Raw genomic sequence first — 21,141 nt, 5'->3', positions numbered from 1 at the left:
ACGCTAAAGTGCTGCTACTCAATTATAGTGAGCGGTTATTATTACCCGTGCCAAACTGGGTTTTTAGCTCATTTGCAAAGCTCATAAATTTTTCTTTAATTGTGCGCTTTATTTTTACTTCAACCGATCCCATAACTGCCTTTCCTTCAATATGAATAGTAGGACCTTGGCGTTTGTTAAGTGATACCGATTTATTTTCAAGGCTACTTAAAATACAAAACATTTTAGACACTACATTTACATGCTCTGGTACGTAAATCTCATCGCTACCAAAAATACAGTTAACGTGAATAGTTACATTTTGATGCGCAAAAATGGCATCAGTAAAATCAAGTACCACCGATCCCATAAAGTTACTTAAATATATATTTTTTGGGACAACCCACTGACCGCTTCGTTCGTTAGAGCCTAAAATACTGCGTAATGTAAAATCATCATCACTGTTTTGCTGTGCACTATAATGTGGAGAAAATTGCGATTGTTTTTCTGCTTTATATTGCTGGTCTGTATTAAGTGTTAAATCCTCTACTAAGGCTAAAAGTGCTTCGTTGTTAGGTGCATCCATCGCGTCATCTAAACGTCTCTCAAATGCATCAACAGAAATAACCCCATGACTGTAATTATAAATTAATTGGTCAATTACTTGTTCGCGTACTTGCTCTATTGGGCGGTCTTCAACTTTTACAGACATGGGGCATTCCTTATTGTATTTACTATTGATACTGCTCTTGATGTTTGTATGCAAAGCACGCACCAAATATAATCACCCTAATTATCAGTAGGTTAATTTATAATGATGTTTTTTATTTTGTTATATTAACGATAGATTAACCAAAAATGCAATTATCTAGCTATTTTCACTATTTGAGAAATTTTTACCGAGTAGCCTGTAAATAGTTACACAACTATAGATAATGCCTCACTCCAAAGTAAACTCAACCTATTGAAATTTAAGTATAAATAAAGTTGGCCCAAAGCTCGCATTAGTTAAAGTGTCTTTAATCAAAAGGAGAAAGATTATGAAAACATTTAACAAGTCTATTATCGCAGCTCTAGTTCTTGGTACTACGGCTATGGGTGCCCAAGCAAACAGCTGGGAAAACGAAAGTAAAGATGCTTGGATTGATGGTAAGGCAGAAACAGTTCTACTTATGAACACTAATCTAAACAACTTTGACATTAACACTGATGTAAAAAATGGCAAAGTAGTACTTACAGGTAAAGTTAATAGCGAGCTTGATAAAGAGCTAGCAGAAGAACTTGTACTTAGCCTAGATGGTGTATCTGATGTTGATAACAGCCTTACTGTTGTTAAAAGCATGGATACCAAAGATAAAAGCAATGACATGATGGACGATGATGATAACGACCTAACGGACGCTAAAATCACCACTGTAATCACAACTCGCTTCCTGTTTGACTCAGAAGTAGGTGGTACAGACATTGATGTTGATACCGACAACGGTATTGTAACTCTGAACGGTTCAGTAGAGTCTGAAGCTGAAAAACAACTAGCAGTTAAAATTGCTAAAAATGCTGAAGATGTTCGTGACGTAGTTGATAAACTAGCTATTGTTGCTGAATAGTACAGTATAGTTAAGGCCCACTAACACTGGGCTTTACGCCTTTTTAATGCTTAATTTAAATGGAGTTTAGTCATGGATATTATTCGTATAATACTTTCAGTTTTATTACCGCCATTAGGTGTATTTTTGCAAGTTGGCTTAGGTATGCACTTTTGGTTAAATATTTTATTAACACTGCTAGGTTATTTCCCAGGGTTAATACATGCAATCTACATTATTGCGAAAAAATAATGACAGATTATATATTGTGTAAGCCGACTACTGAGGCCTAATGATAAAAGTGCCCCAGTACTGTTCGGCTCACAATATTAATTTTTAAAGTAAATATTTTTTATCAAAATCTAATTTTTAATTTACTCAAACTAAGTGATTTATTTCTTGTAACTCACTCCCAACATTCCCTCAGCCAAACCATTGTTTACTTCAATTAAGCTTTCTAACTAACAGTAGTGTTCTGATTCTGTATTGATGCCATTTAGGAAATCTTTAATATTAGTTTGTTTATATATCTACAATACGCGATTAATTACTCTATTATTTAGTGACAATATTACCATCACTTCTAGTGTTATCATTACACCAAGCTTTTACGCATATTGAGGTAGCTAATTGAATATTCGACTTATACTGTCAGGCGTTGTGTCATTCGTTTTTTATTTTAGCTGGGCCTACTGGGCAAACAGTTCGGCAGATATTGCTAAATCGGTCACGCTTCAAGCTGCATTAGTACAAGGTTTGTATAGTGGATTTGTAACGCTGTTTTTTACTTTTATTTTAGAAAAGGTCGTCAACAAGTATAAGTCTAGTTATGTAACGCTTGCGTTTGTAACTCCAATTATTTGTATGTTTCATTCTAAAACACCACAAAACGTAGCAATACGACAAAGCTTCAATAATGCAATTAACTCTAGCGCATCGTATTTAGGTAACAAAAAAATAGCAGGTGTACTTTTTGCGCCTATTATTCCGATTAGTGTTCAATCGAGCTTAGTGATTATGGTGAATGTAATTAATCAGACACCTAATTTGGCACTTACAGTAGCCCCAAGCATATTTTTTACAGCCTTGTATGCCTACACATATATGTTAGCTTTACTTAAAAAGTAGAGCGTTAAATATAAAAGACTACATGTGGGAGGGGGGGGTTATAATTTAATGCAGAGAATATCATGGGAAATATCTTGTATTTTATGCTTATACCCACCTAAAAGATTACTATTTAAGCAGTTAGCTTACTGATTGTTAAAATAAAGGTGTTTGGTAGTGACAAGCACCTAAAAAGTTTTTATACTGCAACCCGCTTTAGTCGCTCTGTGACTGAACGCTTCAAAAATTAACTGCCTAGCAGTTATATAAAAGTTGGCCCCTTAGCTCAGTTGGTTAGAGCACACGACTCATAATCGTTAGGTCCCCAGTTCGAGTCTGGGAGGGGCCACCACTTTCCAAAAAATACCTATTCAAATTATTTAATGCTATATGAATTTAATATCGTGTAATTTATTATTCTTTATCTACCCCTAATAATAAGTATAATTTAAATAAAGTTAATCCATAGATTAAGCTAAGCTTTCTTAAATTTGAAAGAGTGCGAATGCACTATTAAATTCCAGCGTTAGATCGGACGCTATTCATGCTCTGTCTTGTAAATAATAATGAGCTGCATCTGATTTCAGAATACAAAAAAAGCCCCTATTGGGGCTTTTTACTTGCTAGTGTTTACTTCTATTGCTCAAAACTACAAGAGTTAACTAATTTTTACGGTATATCTCATGCTCAATATCGTAAATATTTACGCTTAAACTGTCTGATGCTCTGCAGTATGTTTTTAAGCATGAAAGTAATAGTTCGCTTAACATTTGTTTTTGCTCAATTGAGCGTCCCGCTAAAATATGTACCGCGATATGTATAAACCCTGATTTTCCTGCGCCAAGTTGATATTGCTGATAAGCAATAGCGCGTGTTTTGATGGTTTCTAATTCAAATAAGTTACTTTCGAAAGCGGTAGTGTGAATTTTTTCTACCAGTACTTGTGGTAAAACAGGGAGGTCTTCTGAGTGTTCAATAATAATGTGCGGCATTTAGGCGTTTCCTATTATGAGTTACTGCATGAGCGAGAGTTAATTGTATCAAATACAACAGGGTTCGCTAAACCCTGAGCTATCTAAAATCTTTACTTTAAACTAATTTAGTCGTATTTATTTTTGATGTTAGTATAAAAACAAACAGGTGAACCTTCGCTTAGTAACGTAGGTGCCAAGTTACTTATATATTAATTAAGGATAAGTATGAAATTACCACAAAAATTTAAACGTTTAGCTTTACTTACAGGTGCAGTTATTACATTAAGTGCTTGCTCTGACGATGTTGCATCGGTAAGTTTGGGGTTATTTACAACTAAAGATGTTGTGGTTAATTCGCAGCAAGATCCAATCCTTGAAGGCGTTACTTGTCATATTAGTCATATAGAGGCTAATTTGGACTTTTCTGATCCGTCTGATATGTCTATAGCATGTCGTCAAACGGGTCCTATTACAGCGCAGCAGCTACAAAAAATAGACCGCAGCAAGTCGGGCGAGGTGATATTCAAATCATCTAAAAGTATATTATTTAAATCACTAAAAGTGCGCCGTATTTACGATGCTGAGAATCGTACTTTATTGTACTTATCGTATTCAACTAAAGAATCCAGTGGTAGCCACCACCATGCACTATCAACAGTGCCGCTATACAATACTCAAGCGTGGGATTGGGCGCTTACACAAAAAAACTAAACTAGCACTAAAACTTATAAGAGCACCTTATGTTAGCTTTATTTAAATCGGCACCTTTATTGGAAGATCAAGAGCAGCAATGGCTTATTGATACATTTATTTGGGCTGTAGAAAATTTTGATGCTGAGTTCTTTACAAAGCACACTCAAATAATACTGCCAACGGCCACTTTTTTCCCTGATTCGGTATCGAGCATTGAGGAAATGGCGAGTAATGTTTTTACCCGCGTTACTAATTACGCGGGTATGAATGCATGGCCTATTCAATTAGTCGCACCTCAGCAGTTACAACCGCAAGTTTTTCCGCACTTTGAATTTAGTGATGAAATACGTGGCGAAGGCAGCCATTTAATTGTGCCGCCAAGCCATAAGGTCAGTATCTCTTTTAATCCTAATCAGATTAATCAGCCACAAGATTTAGTGGCAAGTTATGCGGGTACTCTGGCCACCATACTTATTCATCACGTTGGGGTGCTACCGCCAGGCGGTAGGGAGTATTTACCACAAGCTGCCGATGCACTTGCCTGTTTTTTAGGATTTGGTGTGATGATGAGCAACACGGTGTATCAGTTTAAAGGCGGTTGTGGCTCTTGTTATAATCCATACGCTAACCGTGAAGCTAAGTTAAGTGAAACACATACGGTATTTATGCATGCCCTGATTAGTTACTTTAAAAACGATAAAGTGTCTAAAAAACATTTAAAGCCGCATTTACGTGGTCAGTTTAAAAAAGCACAAAAAGAAATTAAAGCATTGGTAAATAACTCGGCTAACCCGCTGTTATTAGCTTATTCGCCAAACTAGCAAGGATCTGCGTGGAATACTTAGATGAATTTTTACTGATTGTTATTGCTCATTTTTTTGCAGTAGCAAGCCCAGGGCCTGACTTTGCCGTAGTACTTAAGCAAAGTGTGCAACAAGGAAGGCGCAATGCATTGTGGACAAGCGCCGGTGTTGGCGCTGCTATTTTACTGCACGTTGCCTATTGCGTTTTAGGTGTTGCGCTTATTTTAACGCAATCGCCTAGTTTATTTATGGCGCTTAAGTATCTTGCCGGTGCATATTTAGCTTATTTAGGCGTACAAGCACTCAGAGCTGCAAAACCTCCAGCAAGTAATGAAGGCGAGGCTGCAAAAGATGTTGAAAACAAAACCGTTCAAGAGGAACCTGTTTGGCTTGCTTTTAGGCGCGGCTTTTTCACAAATGCATTAAACCCAAAAGCCACGTTATTTTTTATGTCATTATTTACACTCGTGATTAGCCCAACAACACCGACTAGCGTACAGATCGGTTACGGTGTGTACATGGCATTGGCTACTTGGGCGTGGTTTTCAATGCTTTCAATAATACTTTCTAGAAATAATGTAAGGGGTTTTTTCCAACAACGCGGTTATTGGTTTGACCGTGGAATTGGCGTTATTTTAATTGCTCTTGCAGTACGTGTTGTTATTTAACTTATTTAAAAAGTACAGGAGATAAAATGCCGTTATATAATTTTTCGTTTGGCTCCAATATGTCATCTAATCGTTTGTTAGCGCGCTTACCTAATGTAAAGCGTGTAGGAACAGCGGTACTTAAAGGTTACGAGCTAACTTTTGATATGCTATTTAAAGATGGCTCTGGCAAATGCAGTATTTGCCCAAGCGATAAAGAAGGCGCGCTGGTTTACGGCGTTATTTATGAGCTTAATGAAGATGAAAAAGTTATTTTAGATGGTATTGAGGGCGTAGGTTACGACTGCGTAGATATAGCCCCAACGCTTCTAACGGGTGAGACTGTAACTGCACATTGTTATATAGCTAATACCCATGACAGCGATGTACTCCCATACGATTGGTACATAAAACACGTTCATCGCGGATCACTTGAAGCGGGCGTACCAAAAGAATACAGTGATGCGATATTAAATCGCGCACAAAAAAGCGATACCAATCAAGAGCGCGCAGCAATTGAATTTGCAGTTCATCAAAAATAATAAAATAGGATTGATATGAAATTAACCAAACTTGCCGCAATTGCACTACTAGCAGGCACTTCGTTTAGTAGCTGGGCACAAGTTGATACCAACAAAATTGACGACGTTATTAAAGCGTCAATGGCGCGTTTTGACGTACCCGGTATGGCAGTCGCCATTGTTGAAAACGATAAAGTAATATTTGCTAAAGGCTTTGGTGTAACTAATCTCGATACCAACAAAAAAGTAAACAAAGACACCTTGTTTGGTATTGCTTCAAACACGAAAGCGTTTACAACAGCAGCGCTTGCCAAGTTGGTTGATGAGGGGAAGTTAAGCTGGGATGACCGCGTAATTGATCATTTACCAGAGTTTAGATTATACGACTCATACGTAACACGCGAAATGCGTATTCGTGATTTATTAAGTCACCGCAGTGGGCTGGGGCTAGGGCAGGGCGATTTAATGATTTGGCCAAGTACCGATAAGTCAGTTGATGAAATTTTAGCGGGATTACAGTATTTAAAACCAGCGAGCAGTTTTCGTAGTAAATACGCTTATAACAACTTGATGTTTGTTACCGCTGGTGAGGTGGTTGCACGTGTGTCGGGTATCAGCTGGAACGATTACATCGAAAAAAATATATTACAGCCGCTGCACATGGATAACTCACGCGCGGGATTTTCACGTATTCCAAAAAGTAATAAAAACTGGGCGACAGGTCATATTCCTATGGATGGCACGCTTCATCCATTTTTTGTGAATTACTTAGAAGATTTTAGAGGTGCAGGTGCCATTGCTTCAAGTGTAAGCGATATGAGCCAATGGCTTCGTACGCAATTAGCAGGCGGTAAAATGCCAAGTGGCGAGCAGCTGTTTAGCGAAAAGCAACAAGCGCAAATGTGGCACCCACATATTACGTCTATGGCGTCTAAAAGTGCGTTTGAATCGTATCATCAGCAGTTTAGGGGTTATGGGTTAGGTTGGAGTATTGAAGACTACCACGGCTTTAAAAAGCTAGGTCATGGCGGTGGTATTTTAGGGATGGTATCGCAAGTTACTTTATTGCCTGAGAAAAAACTCGGTATTGTTATTTTATCTAATCAACAAGCTTTCGGTGCACTTTCGGCAGTAACCCATGAAGTACTTGAAGATGCACTTGAGCTCGAAGATAAAGACTGGGTAGAGGATTTAGCTAAAAGTCATTTTGAAGGTAAACAACAGGCGTACGCTAATGCAAAACCAGAAGCCCCCGCTGACTACCAACCACAATTACCAAACATTAATTACACCGGTACATTACATGATGATTGGTATGGCGATGTAATTATTGAGCAGCTTGATAGTAAATTGCATATTGATTTTACGCATACTAAGCGCTTAAAAGGCACACTTGAGCATTACACTGGTAATACATTTATAGTTAAGTGGGATGAAAAGCTGCTTGAAGCGGATGCGTTTATTCGTTTTGAAATGAGCTCACAAAACCGTGTAAACAGCGCTAAAATGCGTGCAGTATCAACACAAATTACCGACTTTAGCTTTGATTTTAGAAACCTACATTTAAAAGCAAAATAGCTAATAACATTGATATTCAAGGTATCGATATTTAAAGTGTCGATATTTAAAGTGTCGATATTTAAAGTGTCGATATACACCAAAGTCGCAAAGCCACCATTAGGTGGCTTTGTTATATTAAATACTCAATTTACTTTGGCTAGGAGCATTTTATGCGTACTGCAGTTATTTCACACCCTCATTGCCGTAAACATAAAATGATAGACGACCATCCTGAGTGCCCAGAGCGCTTAGATGCAATTACCGACAGGTTATTAGCCAGCGGTGTAGATGTTGGCTTAACACACCTGCAGGCACCTAAGGCCGAGCGTGAGCATTATTTACTTGCTCACGATGAGGCTTTAGTTAAACACGTAGAAACTACACTACCAACCGAAGGACTCGCTAATTTAGATGGCGATACGTGGTTGTGCCCCGATTCGTTTAAAGCGATTGAGCGGGCAGTAGGTGCCGGATTGTTAGCTGTTGACGAAATACTTGCTGATAAACTCGATGCTGCTTTTTGTTCTGTGCGCCCGCCAGGGCATCATGCTAATAAAGATTCATCATCTGGGTTTTGTGTGTTTAATAACTTAGCTATTGCCGTTAAGTACGCACAAAGCAAAGGGATTAAGCGGATTGCGATTGCTGACTTTGATGTACACCATGGTAATGGCACACAAGACATTTTTATTGATGACGAAAACGTACTGCTTTGTTCGTTATTTCAGTATCCGTTTTACCCAAATACAGCGGTTAAAAATAATAGCCATATAGTTAATTCTCCTTTGCCAATTGCCAGCAATGGCGATGACCTAAAAGAGGTATTTACTGGGCAATGGTTACCAAAATTAAAAGCGTTTAAGCCTGAATTACTTTTTATAAGCGCAGGGTTTGATGCACACCTAGAAGATGATATGGCGAGCTTAAAGTTTGTAGAGGATGACTACATTTGGCTTACCGAGCAACTATGTGGTGTTGCTAAAGAGGGCGGCTGCAAAGGTGTTATTTCGTATTTAGAAGGTGGCTATGCGCTATCAGCTTTAGGTCGCAGTGCTGTAGCGCATATAAAAGTGCTTACTGATATCTAAATAAAGAGAGTGTTTATAGCCCTAATAAATCAAACGCCTGCGCTGTGCTTAGGGTTTTGATTTTACCAAGGCAGCATTGTCCTTCATTTAATAAGTAAGCTGTAACAAGCTGTGCTAGTTGCTCGCCATTCAATTCAGGGCAAGCAGTGCCTTGTAAATTAAGGTAGTCACCTTGCTTATTAAGTACTCGCACATCGCTTAGTTCACTTTGCATAACGCTGTGTAAGCACTCTTGTTGCTCTTGGCGGTTATGGGCTATCTCAAGCTCATTATAAATAACCAATAACTGTGGGTAGCTGTTTAACATAGCCCGTTAGCCTACGGTTACTTCATAAGACGTAAATTTACGAATATTAATAACGCCTTTTTCAAAAATTAAGTATTGGCCTTTAATACCTTGTAAAACACCACTTACAACAGGGTCTTTATCAAAGTTAAATGAGCTGATTTTTGTTGGGTATTCGGTTACTGGAAAGTTTAAATCAACCACATCTTCATCAAGTTGTTCTATTGCTGTTGCGCCAAATAATTCACTGAGCTCGTTTAGCTTTTCACTAATTTGTGGGATCAGCTCGGCTGCAGCTGCTTTTAAGTCAATTGCTTCGTTTTGACCTTTTAGCATATTGCGCCAATTCGTTTTATCGGCAATAAATTCAGCCAATGCAACTTCCACTAAACCTGATTGCAGGCGAGTTTGCACTTTAAAAATAGGTAATGCCTGAGTCGCGCCTTGATCAACCCAACGAGTTGGTATTTGTGTGTGGCGGGTAATACCTACTTTTAACCCTGAGGTGTTAGCGAGATATACATAGTGTGGGATCATGCAGTTTTCTTCGCCCCACTGTGGCTCTCGGCACGTGCCTTGATCGTAGTGGCAGGTTTCTGGTTTCATAATACACATATCGCAACTAGCGAGCTTGCGCATGCATACAAAACAGTGACCTTGAGAATAGCTTTTTTTGGTTTTTTTACCGCAGTTAGAACATAAAATAGTGCCACTAAAGGTAAGCGTAAGCTCCTTACCTATAAATGCATTTAAGTCTACTAGGTGTTCACCTACAGGTAAGTGATATTGTACTGGTTCGGTTAAGCTCGATTTTAATTTACGCAGTGTGCCTTGCATCTTTACTTGGCCCCTAAAGATGTTAAAAAGAGGAGTCTAACATTTTTAAGCTATATTGGCTTTTTAAGAAGTGTAAATAGTCGGTGTAAGGCAGTGCTTTTGCGTATAAATAACCTTGGGCGTAGTCAGCGTTCATATCTTTGAGTAAGTGATGGATTTCCTGGGTTTCTACCCCCTCAATTGTTATTGATAAATTGAGGTTATGCGCCATATCAATGGCTGTTTGTACAATAACCTGGTGAGTAGGGTTATTAGGTAAATCAAAAACAAATGACTTATCTATTTTAAGTTCACTAAAGTGATAATTGACTAAGTAGCTAAGTGACGCATAGCCTGTCCCAAAGTCATCCAGTACTACTTTAATACCTAATGCGGTTAGCTCATCAACTAACTTTATAAGTGCATCTTGGCTATCGACGAAGGCCGATTCGGTTAGTTCAAATTTAAGTAACTGTGCCGGCACTTGGTATTTAATTAAAATATTTTCTACTTTTTCGGCTAAATTATTTATAGTTAAGTTTTTAGCGCTTAAATTTACGCTAATTGTGTGCTCGTTATAGCCATTTTTTGTAAGCTTGACTATGTCTTTACAGGCTTGCTCTATTACCCACAGTGTTAGCTCGTTAATAATGCCTGTGTGCTCAGCAAGTATTATTAGTTCTTCAATTGATAAGTTGCTGTAAGTTGGGTCGGGCCAACGTAATAAAGCTTCAGCACCACTTACGTGGTTACTTAATAAGTTTATTTGAGGTTGGTAATAAAGTGCCAGTTGATTTGTTTTGATGGCGTGTTGCAGCTTAGCGGCTAGAGCAACGTCCATCATTAGATTATTACCGTTTGACGATGACCCAACTTGATTAACGCTACCTTTTGCTTTTTTAAGCGCTAAATAACCACGCTTTAACCAATATTCAAAGTCGTTACTCTTACCTGCACTACTAATACCTATACTGTAACTAAGCTGCAGGTTTAGCCCTTTAATTTCATATTGTTTTGGTAGGCTGCTAATTATTTTAGTCAGTAGTGCTTCTAGCATTTCTTGGTTTTGTGTTTTAGTAGAAATACAGGCAAATACGCCACTGCTTAAATCGGCTAAGCGTGGGCTGGTGTTTAAATCTGTTTCGAGGTTTGTAAATTCGCGTTCATGGCTGAGTTCTAATTCAAGCTCTTTGGCTACATGCTTTATAAGTGTGTAGCCCTGAGAAGAGGTAATAATTGTATTGAGCGAATTAAAGTGACGTATTTTTATTAAACATAAAGTTGTTGAGCGGTTTTGGCTTTGTAGCGCCATAAATGCTTGTTTTAGCTTGGAGCTATTAAGTAACTTTGTTTGTTGTGTGTGCGTGGCATGGTAAAGCGCACGTTCGCGCTGATACCTTACTCGGTCAGCTAACGCCATTGCCATTAAAATAACTTCGCACAAAATAGCCATTAAAAAGGCATGGCGGGAGGTAAAGCTATAAGCCAAAAAGCCAGTGAGCTCCATAGGCTGTATTACCGCACCAAATATCAGCGGTATCCACGAAAGTACATAAAACTTAGCCCACCTAAAGCCGCTACGTAGCTTGTTATAAATTAAAATAATACAAACAACGTATAAAAGTGCCATTACACAAAAAAACAACGGGGCTGCAATGTACTCAGGAATAAATAGACTAGCTATAGCCATTACTGACATAAACAAAAGCAGTTTTACGCTCATTTTGTATCGCCAGCAATTGTCCTTGTGATAGCGTAAAAACATAGTACAAAAGGCGAGAGTGAAAAATGATATTGCGTAGTTAAAAAATATGACTTTTTCGTGAATATATAACTGCCATTGCACTGGCCATAAATAAAATCCAAAACCAAGCACTGCACCCAATAAGGTTAACGCACTAATGATATAGCCAATATAAATTAAATAAACACGGTCTTTTATGCCAAAATAAAGCACCAAGTTATAAAGCGCAGCCATCAATAGCACGCCTACAAAAATACCCCAGATCCCAGTTTGAGAGCGCACTAAGTCAATAAACTCTTTATCACGATATAAGTTTACAGGTGTTTTACTTATGCCGACTGTGTCTATTTTCATTACTAGGCGCTGTGACGATTTTCTTTCTACTAAAAAACGAATATGCGGTACGCTGTATTCAAACAAAGAGAGGGCTTCTTCTTTATCGCCGAGTTTATATGTTTCAATTAGTTTGTTGTTTTTATCGAGGCGATAAACCGTAAGGTGATCGACCATAGGGTTGTCAAAATGTGCCACAACATTTTGCTTGTTAAGGCTTTTATTTTCTAAATCAAGAAACAACCAATAGTTTTGCTGGCTAAAACTCCATGGAACATCTGAAAATGGTTGATGAGTAAGTAATTCAGGTTGGTTAATGATGGTATCGAATGTTTTAGTTTTGGTTTCGTCAATATAGTAGGCGTAATCGAGGTACATTGGAGCCGTTTTATCAATTGTATATCGTGTAGGCACGACAAGGTTTGATGCCAATGTACTGATTATAAAAAATATAAATATCAGTATGGCAACAGCAATTGCATGGTAACGTAAAGTTCTTAGTTCCAACGTTAATTTACTTTTAAAAAACCTTTTAATTAGTGTAGCACTAAAAAAGCGCAGATAAACTGCGCTTTTGTAGTTAAATTAACTGGTTATACCAATGAATAGGTATTACAGGCTATTGCTCGCGTGCAATAGCACGGTAAGCTATATCAGTACGATATTCCATACCATCCCAGCTAATTTGTTTAACAAGCTCATAGGCGCGCTGCTGCGCTTGCGTAACAGTGTTACCAAGTGCTGTTGCGCATAATACGCGACCGCCTGCGGTTACAACGTCATTGCCACTTTGCTTAGTACCCGCATGAAACACTTTTTCACCCGCAGGGTAATCAACTTTTAGCCCCGAAATTGCATCACCTTTAGGGTAATCACCAGGGTAACCTTTAGCTGCAAGTACAACACCAACGGCTGCGCGTGGGTCAAACTTAATCGTTGTTTTATCAAGTTCTACACGGTTAGCAGCTTCAATCAATTCAACTAAGTCTGATTGTAAACGTAGCATCATTGGTTGAGTTTCAGGGTCGCCAAAGCGACAGTTGTACTCAATTACTTTAGGGGTACCTGTTTCGTCAATCATCAAACCTGCGTATAAAAAGCCGGTGTACGGATGGCCTTCGCTTGCCATGCCTTCTACCGTAGGGTAGATCACTTCGTTCATAATACGCTGGTGGATTTCATCCGTAACAACTGGCGCAGGTGAGTATGCACCCATGCCACCCGTGTTAGGACCGGCATCGCCATTGTAAGCGCGTTTATGGTCTTGACTGGTAGCAAATGGTAATACGTTTTTGCCATCAACCATTACAATGAAAGACGCTTCTTCACCCTCTAAAAATTCTTCAATAACAACACGGCTTCCCGCATCGCCAAAAGCATTACCCGCAAGCATATCGCGAATAGCATCTTCGGCATCGGCTTCCGTCATTGCTACAATTACGCCTTTACCTGCAGCTAAACCATCTGCTTTTACAACAATTGGCGCGCCTTTTTCTTTTAAATAAGCTAGGGCTGGGTCAATTTGTTCAAACGTTTGATAATCGCCTGATGGAATATTGTGGCGTGCTAAAAAATCTTTAGTAAACGATTTAGAGCCTTCAAGCTGGGCTGCGCCTGCCGTTGGGCCAAAAATAGCCATGTTATGTTCACGAAACTTATCAACAACACCCAGTACTAACGGTATTTCTGGACCTACAATAGTAAGCTCTACCTTATTTTGCTGTGCAAAACTAAGTAAACCCTCTAAGTCGTCAACGTTTATTGCTACGTTTTCAAGTTTTGGTTCAAGTGCAGTACCTGCATTACCAGGGGCTACAAATACAGTATTTACTTTGGTGTTTTGAGCGGCTTTAAACGCAAGTGCGTGTTCGCGGCCGCCGCTGCCAATGACTAAAACATTCATGGCGAAAATTCCTATTTAAAGCGGTTTCTTAAATTTCAGCGTCATGCGGTCGCTTTCACCAATGGCTTTATATTTGTCAGCATCTTGTTCGCCGAGTCTTAAGCTTGGTGGTAGCGTCCATACACCTTTAGGGTGATCGGCTGTATCTTTTGGATTTGCATTTATTTCACTGCTTGCTACTAATTCAAACCCAGCTTGTTTAGCAAGGTCTACTACGTAGCTCTGCTTCATATAACCTGATGTTTTTTGATCTTCGTCAGCACGTTCTTCAGCTAAACGGTGTTCAACTAAACCTAATGTACCACCTGGTTTAAGGGCTTTATAAAAAGCTTGGAATGCACTTAATGCACCGCTTTTATCTTTGCCCATATACCAGTTATGCACATTACGAAAAGTTAAAACCATATCGGCACTGCCAGCTGGCGCAATATCTAAATGTGTTACAGGTGCAAACTCAGTAATTTTAACGCTACTAAAGCGCTCATCTTCAGCTACTTTTTGTTTAAAGCCCGCAAGAGAGCGTTGGTAGTAGCCAACTGATGAATCAGCAGGAAAGTGCGCGGCATAATAAGTGCCTTGCTCTTTTAGTGCTGGCGCTAAAATTTCACTATACCAACCACCGCCTGGCGCAATTTCAACAACCGTCATAGTTGGTTTAAAGCCAAAAAATGCAAGTGTTTGAGCCGGGTGACGATATTCGTCACGAACGCTGTTTTTAGCGCTACGTTCGCTTGATTGAAGTGCATGCTCAAGGCTCGATTCGTGGTTATGGCTAAGCGCCATAGTCGATGTCATCGTTAGTGTGGCTACAAGTAGCGATTTTAGCGCAAATTTCATTGTTTGTTCCTTCACATTATAATTTTAAATAGGTTATTGAATAATCAGAATACGTGAATTTATAGCAAACAAAAAGGGTTAAACCAACGTTTAACCCTTTGTGTGATTAGTGGCGGAAATGGCGCATACCAGTAAGTACCATTGCCATGCCAGCTTCATCAGCAGCTGCAATCACTTCTTCATCACGCATTGAGCCACCTGGCTGAATTACCGCAGTAATGCCAGCGGCTGCTGCTGCGTCAATGCCATCACGGAATGGGAAGAACGCATCAGACGCCATAACTGAACCTTTAACTTCAAGGTTTTCGTCTGCAGCTTTTATGCCTGCAATTTTAGCTGAGTATACGCGGCTCATTTGGCCTGCGCCTACACCAATGGTCATACCGTCACGGGCATAAACAATTGCGTTTGATTTAACAAACTTAGCGACTTTCCAGCAAAACAGTAAATCTTTAAGTTCTTGCTCTGTAGGTTGACGTTTAGAAACAACTTTTAAGTCGCCTTGCGTTACCATGCCTAAATCGCGGTCTTGAACTAAAATACCGCCGTTAACGCGTTTAATATCTTGGCCAGCTGCTTTACCTGTCCACTGTCCACATTCTAATAAACGAACGTTCTTTTTAGCTTCAACAATTTTTGCAGCGTCGCTCGAAATACTAGGTGCGATAATTACTTCAACAAACTGAAGATCAACAATTGCTTGTGCAGTTGCTGCATCTAGCTCTCGGTTAAAGGCAATAATGCCACCAAATGCTGATGTAGGGTCTGTTTTAAAAGCGCGCTCGTATGCTTGTAGAATATTGTCCCCAATTGAAACACCACACGGGTTAGCATGTTTTACAATTACGCACGCAGGTACGTCAAATTCTTTAACACATTCAAGTGCTGCATCGGTATCTGCAATATTATTAAATGACAGTGCTTTACCTTGCAGCTGAGTTGCTGTTGCAACTGATGCTTCAGCAATGTCACTTTCAACATAAAAAGCAGCATCTTGATGTGAGTTTTCACCGTAACGCATATCTTGCTTTTTAGTGAACTGCATATTGATAGTACGTGGGAATTTAGTCTCTACAGCAGCTTCCTCGGTGTAATCAGGAACCATTTTACCGAAGTAGTTAGCAATCATGCCATCGTATGCGGCAGTGTGCTCGTAAGCTGCAATCGCTAAGTCAAAACGTGTTTTATATGTAGTAGAGCCATTATTGTTTTGCATTTCACTAATAACACGGTCGTAGTCACTCGCGTTTACCACGATTGTTACGTCTTTGTGGTTTTTAGCGGCTGCACGAACCATTGTAGGGCCGCCAATATCAATATTTTCAATAGCATCTTCAAGGCTGCAGTTTTCTTGAGCGACTGTATTCGCAAAGGGGTATAAGTTAACTACAACTATGTCGATAGCAGAAATGTTGTTATCTGCCATTACGCTTTCATCTTGTCCGCGACGGGCTAATATGCCGCCGTGAATTTTTGGGTGAAGAGTTTTTACGCGACCATCCATGATTTCAGGGTGGCCTGTGTGATCTGATACTTCAGTCACTTTTATGCCGTTATCAGCAAGTAGTTTACATGTACCGCCAGTTGATAATATATCAACGCCTTGCGCTTCTAGTGCGCGGGCAAATTCAACAATACCGGTTTTATCAGACACACTTAATAGTGCGCGACGAATGGGACGATGAGTATCCATTGTAGTTTGATTTCCTCAGTTAATGAGCTAGCTTAGAAGCGGGCATTTTAACTGATTACAACTCAAAAAACGACTTATAAAGCGCCGATGAGGGTGAGCATTTTGCAACTCGGCTATTAAACTACGGGCATAAAAAAAGCACCCTAGGGTGCTTTTTTAATAATTAGCTGTGATAAATCACAGCCAGCATATTAGTTCATGCCGTATTTTTTAAGCTTTTTACGTAAAGTACCACGGTTGATACCTAGTAAAATTGCTGCACGAGTTTGGTTACCACGTGTATATGTCATCACTTCTTCAAGTAATGGCGCTTCTAGCTCTGAAAGAACAAGGTCGTAAACGTCTTGCACATCTTGACCGTTAAGCTGCTTTAAATAGTGGTGAACAGCTTTTTTTACTGCATCACGCAATGGCTGCGGTTTCTCGTGTGACTGAACATGAGGGTTAGTGATAAATGGAGAAGTCACGTTTTGTTCGAACATTATTAAGTCTCTTTCTTTCTTAGTTAGCTGCTAGTGTTTTAAAGTATTGCTCTAATGCGACGACCTGTGCTTGTGGGTTGTCGAGCGCATTAAATACTCGCCTAAACTGACCATCACTGTCATGGGTTTGCAAATACCAAGATACATGTTTGCGAGCAATTCGCGCTCCCATTGGCTCACCGTAAAACAGATGGAGGTTTGTTAAATGCTCCATTAAAATACTGCGCACCTCTGCAATAGCAGGCGGCTGTAAGTGTTCCCCAGTTCGCAAATAGTGGTCTATCTCCCTAAATATCCAAGGGCGACCTTGGGCGGCTCGGCCAATCATAATGGCATCTGCACCCGTATAGTCTAAAACCTGTTTTGCTTTTTCTGGTGATGTAATATCACCATTGGCAACAACAGGAATCGACACTGAACGTTTTATATCCCTAATCGTGGCGTACTCAGCATCACCTTTGTACATACATGCGCGCGTACGCCCATGTACAGCAAGTGATGCAATGCCATAACGTTCAGCTATTCTCGCAATCTCTACACCATTACGGTTATCCGGATCCCATCCTGTACGGATTTTAAGTGTCACAGGTATATCAACAGCATTAACGACTGCATCAATAATCTCTTCCACAAGTTCAGGAAACTGTAATAAGGCAGAGCCTGCGAGTTTCTTGTTCACTTTTTTTGCTGGGCACCCCATATTGATATCTATGATCTGTGCACCGTTAGCAACATTGAATTGTGCGGCCTGCGCCATAAGCTCAGGATCTGCTCCTGCAATTTGCACAGCGCGTATACCCGACTCACCGCTGTGATCCATACGGTTCATCGACTTTTCCGTTTTCCAAACCTTAGGATTAGACGATAGCATTTCAGAAACAGCTAGCCCTGCGCCTAAACGACGGCAAAGTTGTCTAAATGGTCTGTCTGTAATGCCAGCCATTGGCGCGACAATTACATTATTCTCAAGTTGGTATTTACCGATACGCACTATATTCAATAGGCCTCTTTTCAAGGGGCGCTAAGTTTACGGTTTTTTTCACAAAAATCAAAGGCTATAAATTGAACAAAAGTAACTTTTTTTTGCCCTTTTCGTATTGACATTTGATAACCACATGACAAGTAGGTTGATTTGTTTGAAATTTATACAAGTTTTATTTTTTACACAATAATCAGAAAACTTTTAATATGTAAAAAAATAGTAAAGCCTGTTAAATACAGGCTTTACATGCAGGTTTTGAGTTAATGCTCTAAATTTGGTTATGCAGTTTATTACGCTTTTTTAGTGCCACTTACTCGAGTCCAATCACCTTCAACGGCAATGTCATCTAGTTCAATAAATGGTGCATAAATATCAGCAACTGATTGTGCTTGTTCTTCTAAAATACCCGACATGGCAATTTTTCCACCAGGCTTTAGTAAACCTAAAATTACACTGTGCAATTCGCGAAGTGGCTGGGCTAATATATTTGCCACTACTATGTCGGCGGTAAACTCAGGTTGGTTTTCTGGAAGGTATACTTCGAGTTTGTCTGCAACGCCATTACGGTTAGCATTATCGAGGCTTGCCTCAAGCGCTTGAGGATCAATATCAATCCCAATCATGCGCTCTGCGCCTAGTTTTATAGCTGCAATACCTAAAATGCCTGAGCCACAACCAAAATCAACAACCGTTTTACCTGTTAGATCTTGGCTTTCTAACCACTTAAGACATAAGGCCGTTGTTGCATGTGTGCCCGTACCAAAAGCAAGGCCAGGGTCAAGCAGTACATTTACTGCATCAGGATCTGGAATGTCGCGCCAGCTTGGACAAATCCATAGCCTTTCACCAAATTGAATAGGGTGGAAGTTATCCATCCATTCACGTTCCCAGTCTTTATCCTCAAGCTGCTCTATTTTGTATACTAAATTGTCTTTTAGTTCATCATGGCGTTTCAATAACGCAACGACTTCATTCATATCGTGATTAGCTTCAAACAAGCCAATTACTGTTGTATCAGCCCAAAATACAACGGTGCCAATTTTGGGTTCGTAAATAGGGGTGTCTTTTGCGTCAATAAAGGTTACTGAAGCACTACCCGCTTCCATTAATAGGTCACTTACTGCATCTGCTGTTGCAGCATTGGCGTTAATACGAATTTGGATCCAAGCCATGATTATTTCCTTCAAATAGAAAAAAGGCCGCTATAGCGGCCTTTTTAGTTTATATAGTAGCGCTAAATTATTTAGCGTCTAAAAAGCTTTTCAGTAAATCTGAGCGAGAAGGGTGGCGTAATTTACGCAGCGCTTTCGCTTCTATTTGACGAATACGTTCACGTGTTACGTCAAACTGTTTACCTACTTCTTCTAAGGTGTGGTCGGTATTCATATCAATACCAAAACGCATACGTAGTACTTTAGCTTCACGGGCTGTTAGGCCTGCAAGTACATCGTTAGTTGCGCCACGAAGAGACTCCATTGTTGCCGAATCGATTGGCGAATCAATAGTTGTATCTTCGATAAAGTCACCTAAGTGAGAATCTTCATCATCACCGATTGGTGTTTCCATTGAAATTGGCTCTTTAGCAATCTTAAGTACCTTACGGATTTTATCCTCAGGCATCATCATGCGTTCTGCTAATTCTTCTGGATTTGGCTCACGACCCATTTCTTGTAACATTTGACGAGAAATACGGTTAAGTTTATTAATCGTTTCAATCATATGTACTGGAATACGGATTGTTCTTGCTTGGTCAGCAATAGAGCGAGTGATTGCTTGACGTATCCACCACGTAGCATAAGTAGAGAACTTATAACCACGGCGATATTCAAACTTATCAACTGCTTTCATCAGACCAATGTTACCTTCTTGAATTAAATCCAAGAATTGTAAGCCACGGTTTGTATATTTTTTAGCAATTGAGATTACAAGACGTAAGTTAGCTTCAACCATTTCTTTTTTCGCACGGCGTGCTTTCGCTTCACCAATGCTCATTCGACGGTTAATGTCTTTAATACGCTCAATGCTTAAACCTGTTGTTTGTTCAATAACAGATAGTTTATTAATGCTACGAATGATTTCTGGCTTAACTTCTTCAAGTTTAGCTGAGTATTTTTCGTTACCTGAAATTTCTAAATCAACCCATGAAGCGTCAGTTTCGTTATTAGCAAAATGCTTAACGAATGTTTTCTTCGGTAATTTAGCAATTTGTACAGCTTGTTTCATGATTAGACGTTCTTGAACGCGAACACGATCCATCATTTCACGCATGTTATTTACCATGCGGTCAAACTGTTTAGGTATTAATTTAAAGGTTCTGAAAAGCTCACCAATTTCAAAAATGGCGGCTTGTGATTCAGGATGCGAACGACCTTTAGCTTCAAACGTATCACGTGCTTTATTGTATAAATCACGTAAATTTTCAAAATGAATGCGCGCTTCTTCAGGATCTGGCCCTGTGTCTACTTCTTCTTCATCTTCGTCATCGCTATCAGCATCATCTTTGTCATCTTTATCGTCATCAAGTTGCTTAGCACTTAATTCTGAACCGATATTAGTTGCTGAAATTGGCGCTGTATCTTCATTAGGATCGATAAATCCAACGATGATATCGCTTAAACGCATTTCTTCAGCTTCAAACTTATCCCACTGCTCTAGCAGGTAAGTGATTGCTTCAGGGTACTCTGCAACAGAAATCTGTACTTGGTTAATGCCTTCTTCGATACGTTTAGCGATTACAATTTCGCCTTCACGTGTAAGAAGTTCAACAGTACCCATTTCACGCATGTACATGCGAACCGGATCCGTTGTACGGCCGATTTCTTTTTCTACAGTCGCAAGGGCTGCAGCGGCAGCTTCAGCTGCGTCTTCGTCTGTCGTTGTTTCTTGCATCATTAATTCATCAGCATCAGGCGCGTTTTCGCTAACCTTGATACCCATATCATTAATCATGCTTATGATATCTTCTACTTGATCTGAGTCTATAATGTCTTGTGGAAGGTGATCATTTACTTCTGCAAAAGTTAAGTAGCCTTGCTCTTTACCTTTTTGAATCAGAAGTTTTAATTGTGACTGAGGAGTTGGATCCATAGAGATTGTTTCTTCCACTC

At 39.6% G+C, this 21,141-nt stretch carries 21 protein-coding genes and 1 tRNA gene; 10 read left to right on the top strand and 12 right to left on the bottom strand.

Features of this window, described 5'->3' with window-relative positions; translation table 11 throughout:
- Positions 1–22: 22 nt before the first annotated feature.
- Entirely contained in the window at positions 23–691 is a 669-nt protein-coding gene (locus I6F54_RS08875; protein WP_197140926.1) for a LiaF domain-containing protein, read from the bottom strand.
- 328 nt (positions 692–1,019) lie between these two features.
- On the opposite strand from I6F54_RS08875, the gene I6F54_RS08870 reads away from it, so the two are divergent.
- From I6F54_RS08870 to I6F54_RS08855, 4 genes are all read left to right on the top strand, one after another.
- Positions 1,020–1,586 (top strand): BON domain-containing protein, encoded by a 567-nt coding sequence (locus tag I6F54_RS08870; protein ID WP_007586486.1) that lies wholly within the window; start codon positions 1,020–1,022, stop codon positions 1,584–1,586.
- A 72-nt stretch (positions 1,587–1,658) separates the two neighbouring features.
- A complete protein-coding gene (locus tag I6F54_RS08865; protein ID WP_002957822.1) occupies positions 1,659–1,817 on the top strand; it encodes a YqaE/Pmp3 family membrane protein in 159 nt (52 codons plus the stop codon).
- Positions 1,818–2,195: 378 nt separating this feature from the next.
- A complete protein-coding gene (locus I6F54_RS08860; protein WP_197119701.1) occupies positions 2,196–2,693 on the top strand; it encodes a hypothetical protein in 498 nt (165 codons plus the stop codon).
- Between the two features lie 254 nt (positions 2,694–2,947).
- A tRNA-Ile gene (locus I6F54_RS08855) sits at positions 2,948–3,024 on the top strand.
- A gap of 310 nt (positions 3,025–3,334) precedes the next feature.
- Here I6F54_RS08855 and I6F54_RS08850 read toward each other — a convergent pair.
- Complete coding sequence (locus tag I6F54_RS08850; RefSeq protein ID WP_002957818.1) at positions 3,335–3,664, bottom strand: 5-carboxymethyl-2-hydroxymuconate Delta-isomerase; 330 nt, start codon at positions 3,662–3,664, stop codon at positions 3,335–3,337.
- A 207-nt stretch (positions 3,665–3,871) separates the two neighbouring features.
- Here I6F54_RS08850 and I6F54_RS08845 point away from each other — a divergent pair, with 207 nt between their 5' ends.
- The 6 genes from I6F54_RS08845 (at position 3,872) to I6F54_RS08820 (ending at position 8,958) form a co-directional block, all read left to right on the top strand.
- Positions 3,872–4,357 (top strand): CreA family protein, encoded by a 486-nt coding sequence (locus tag I6F54_RS08845; protein WP_165740633.1) that lies wholly within the window; start codon positions 3,872–3,874, stop codon positions 4,355–4,357.
- A 29-nt stretch (positions 4,358–4,386) separates the two neighbouring features.
- Positions 4,387–5,160, top strand: coding sequence for a hypothetical protein (locus I6F54_RS08840; protein WP_007586497.1), 774 nt, complete (start codon positions 4,387–4,389; stop codon positions 5,158–5,160).
- Positions 5,161–5,171: 11 nt separating this feature from the next.
- The gene (locus I6F54_RS08835; RefSeq protein ID WP_197119700.1) at positions 5,172–5,810 is read left to right on the top strand and encodes a LysE family translocator; all 639 of its coding nucleotides are present in this window, start codon (positions 5,172–5,174) and stop codon (positions 5,808–5,810) included.
- Positions 5,811–5,836: 26 nt separating this feature from the next.
- Positions 5,837–6,331 carry a gamma-glutamylcyclotransferase family protein gene (locus I6F54_RS08830; protein ID WP_007586500.1) on the top strand — a complete coding sequence of 165 codons (495 nt, stop codon included), beginning with the start codon at positions 5,837–5,839 and terminating at the stop codon, positions 6,329–6,331.
- A 15-nt stretch (positions 6,332–6,346) separates the two neighbouring features.
- Positions 6,347–7,888, top strand: coding sequence for a serine hydrolase (locus tag I6F54_RS08825; RefSeq protein WP_165740632.1), 1,542 nt, complete (start codon positions 6,347–6,349; stop codon positions 7,886–7,888).
- Positions 7,889–8,040: 152 nt separating this feature from the next.
- Positions 8,041–8,958, top strand: a complete 918-nt coding sequence (locus I6F54_RS08820) for a histone deacetylase family protein (RefSeq protein ID WP_010553374.1) — start codon at positions 8,041–8,043, stop codon at positions 8,956–8,958.
- 13 nt (positions 8,959–8,971) lie between these two features.
- Here the strand turns inward: I6F54_RS08820 and I6F54_RS08815 are convergent, their stop codons facing one another.
- From I6F54_RS08815 to rpoD, 10 genes are all read right to left on the bottom strand, one after another.
- Complete coding sequence (locus I6F54_RS08815) at positions 8,972–9,265, bottom strand: hypothetical protein (protein ID WP_007586512.1); 294 nt, start codon at positions 9,263–9,265, stop codon at positions 8,972–8,974.
- Between the two features lie 6 nt (positions 9,266–9,271).
- A complete protein-coding gene (locus I6F54_RS08810) occupies positions 9,272–10,081 on the bottom strand; it encodes a DUF2797 domain-containing protein (RefSeq protein ID WP_010553372.1) in 810 nt (269 codons plus the stop codon).
- A 22-nt stretch (positions 10,082–10,103) separates the two neighbouring features.
- Positions 10,104–12,644: an EAL domain-containing protein gene (locus I6F54_RS08805; RefSeq protein ID WP_197140924.1), complete on the bottom strand. Its 2,541-nt coding sequence runs from the start codon at positions 12,642–12,644 to the stop codon at positions 10,104–10,106.
- A gap of 112 nt (positions 12,645–12,756) precedes the next feature.
- Complete coding sequence (gene purD, locus I6F54_RS08800; protein WP_197119695.1) at positions 12,757–14,040, bottom strand: phosphoribosylamine--glycine ligase; 1,284 nt, start codon at positions 14,038–14,040, stop codon at positions 12,757–12,759.
- Between the two features lie 15 nt (positions 14,041–14,055).
- The gene (locus I6F54_RS08795; RefSeq protein ID WP_007586523.1) at positions 14,056–14,877 is read right to left on the bottom strand and encodes a class I SAM-dependent methyltransferase; all 822 of its coding nucleotides are present in this window, start codon (positions 14,875–14,877) and stop codon (positions 14,056–14,058) included.
- Positions 14,878–14,983: 106 nt separating this feature from the next.
- Positions 14,984–16,570: a bifunctional phosphoribosylaminoimidazolecarboxamide formyltransferase/IMP cyclohydrolase gene (purH, locus tag I6F54_RS08790; protein WP_197140921.1), complete on the bottom strand. Its 1,587-nt coding sequence runs from the start codon at positions 16,568–16,570 to the stop codon at positions 14,984–14,986.
- 191 nt (positions 16,571–16,761) lie between these two features.
- Positions 16,762–17,052, bottom strand: a complete 291-nt coding sequence (gene fis / locus I6F54_RS08785; protein WP_002957804.1) for a DNA-binding transcriptional regulator Fis — start codon at positions 17,050–17,052, stop codon at positions 16,762–16,764.
- A 19-nt stretch (positions 17,053–17,071) separates the two neighbouring features.
- Entirely contained in the window at positions 17,072–18,043 is a 972-nt protein-coding gene (gene dusB / locus I6F54_RS08780) for a tRNA dihydrouridine synthase DusB (protein ID WP_010553368.1), read from the bottom strand.
- Between the two features lie 281 nt (positions 18,044–18,324).
- Positions 18,325–19,206, bottom strand: coding sequence for a 50S ribosomal protein L11 methyltransferase (prmA, locus tag I6F54_RS08775; RefSeq protein WP_010553367.1), 882 nt, complete (start codon positions 19,204–19,206; stop codon positions 18,325–18,327).
- A 67-nt stretch (positions 19,207–19,273) separates the two neighbouring features.
- Complete coding sequence (gene rpoD, locus I6F54_RS08770) at positions 19,274–21,121, bottom strand: RNA polymerase sigma factor RpoD (protein WP_007586533.1); 1,848 nt, start codon at positions 21,119–21,121, stop codon at positions 19,274–19,276.
- Positions 21,122–21,141 lie beyond the last annotated feature (20 nt).

Origin of the sequence: Pseudoalteromonas sp. SWXJZ10B (genome assembly GCF_015864475.1) — a bacterium.
Lineage (GTDB): Bacteria > Pseudomonadota > Gammaproteobacteria > Enterobacterales > Alteromonadaceae > Pseudoalteromonas > Pseudoalteromonas arctica.
Note: the sequence above shows the minus strand (reverse complement) of the source record. Positions and strands in the feature narration are given on the sequence as shown.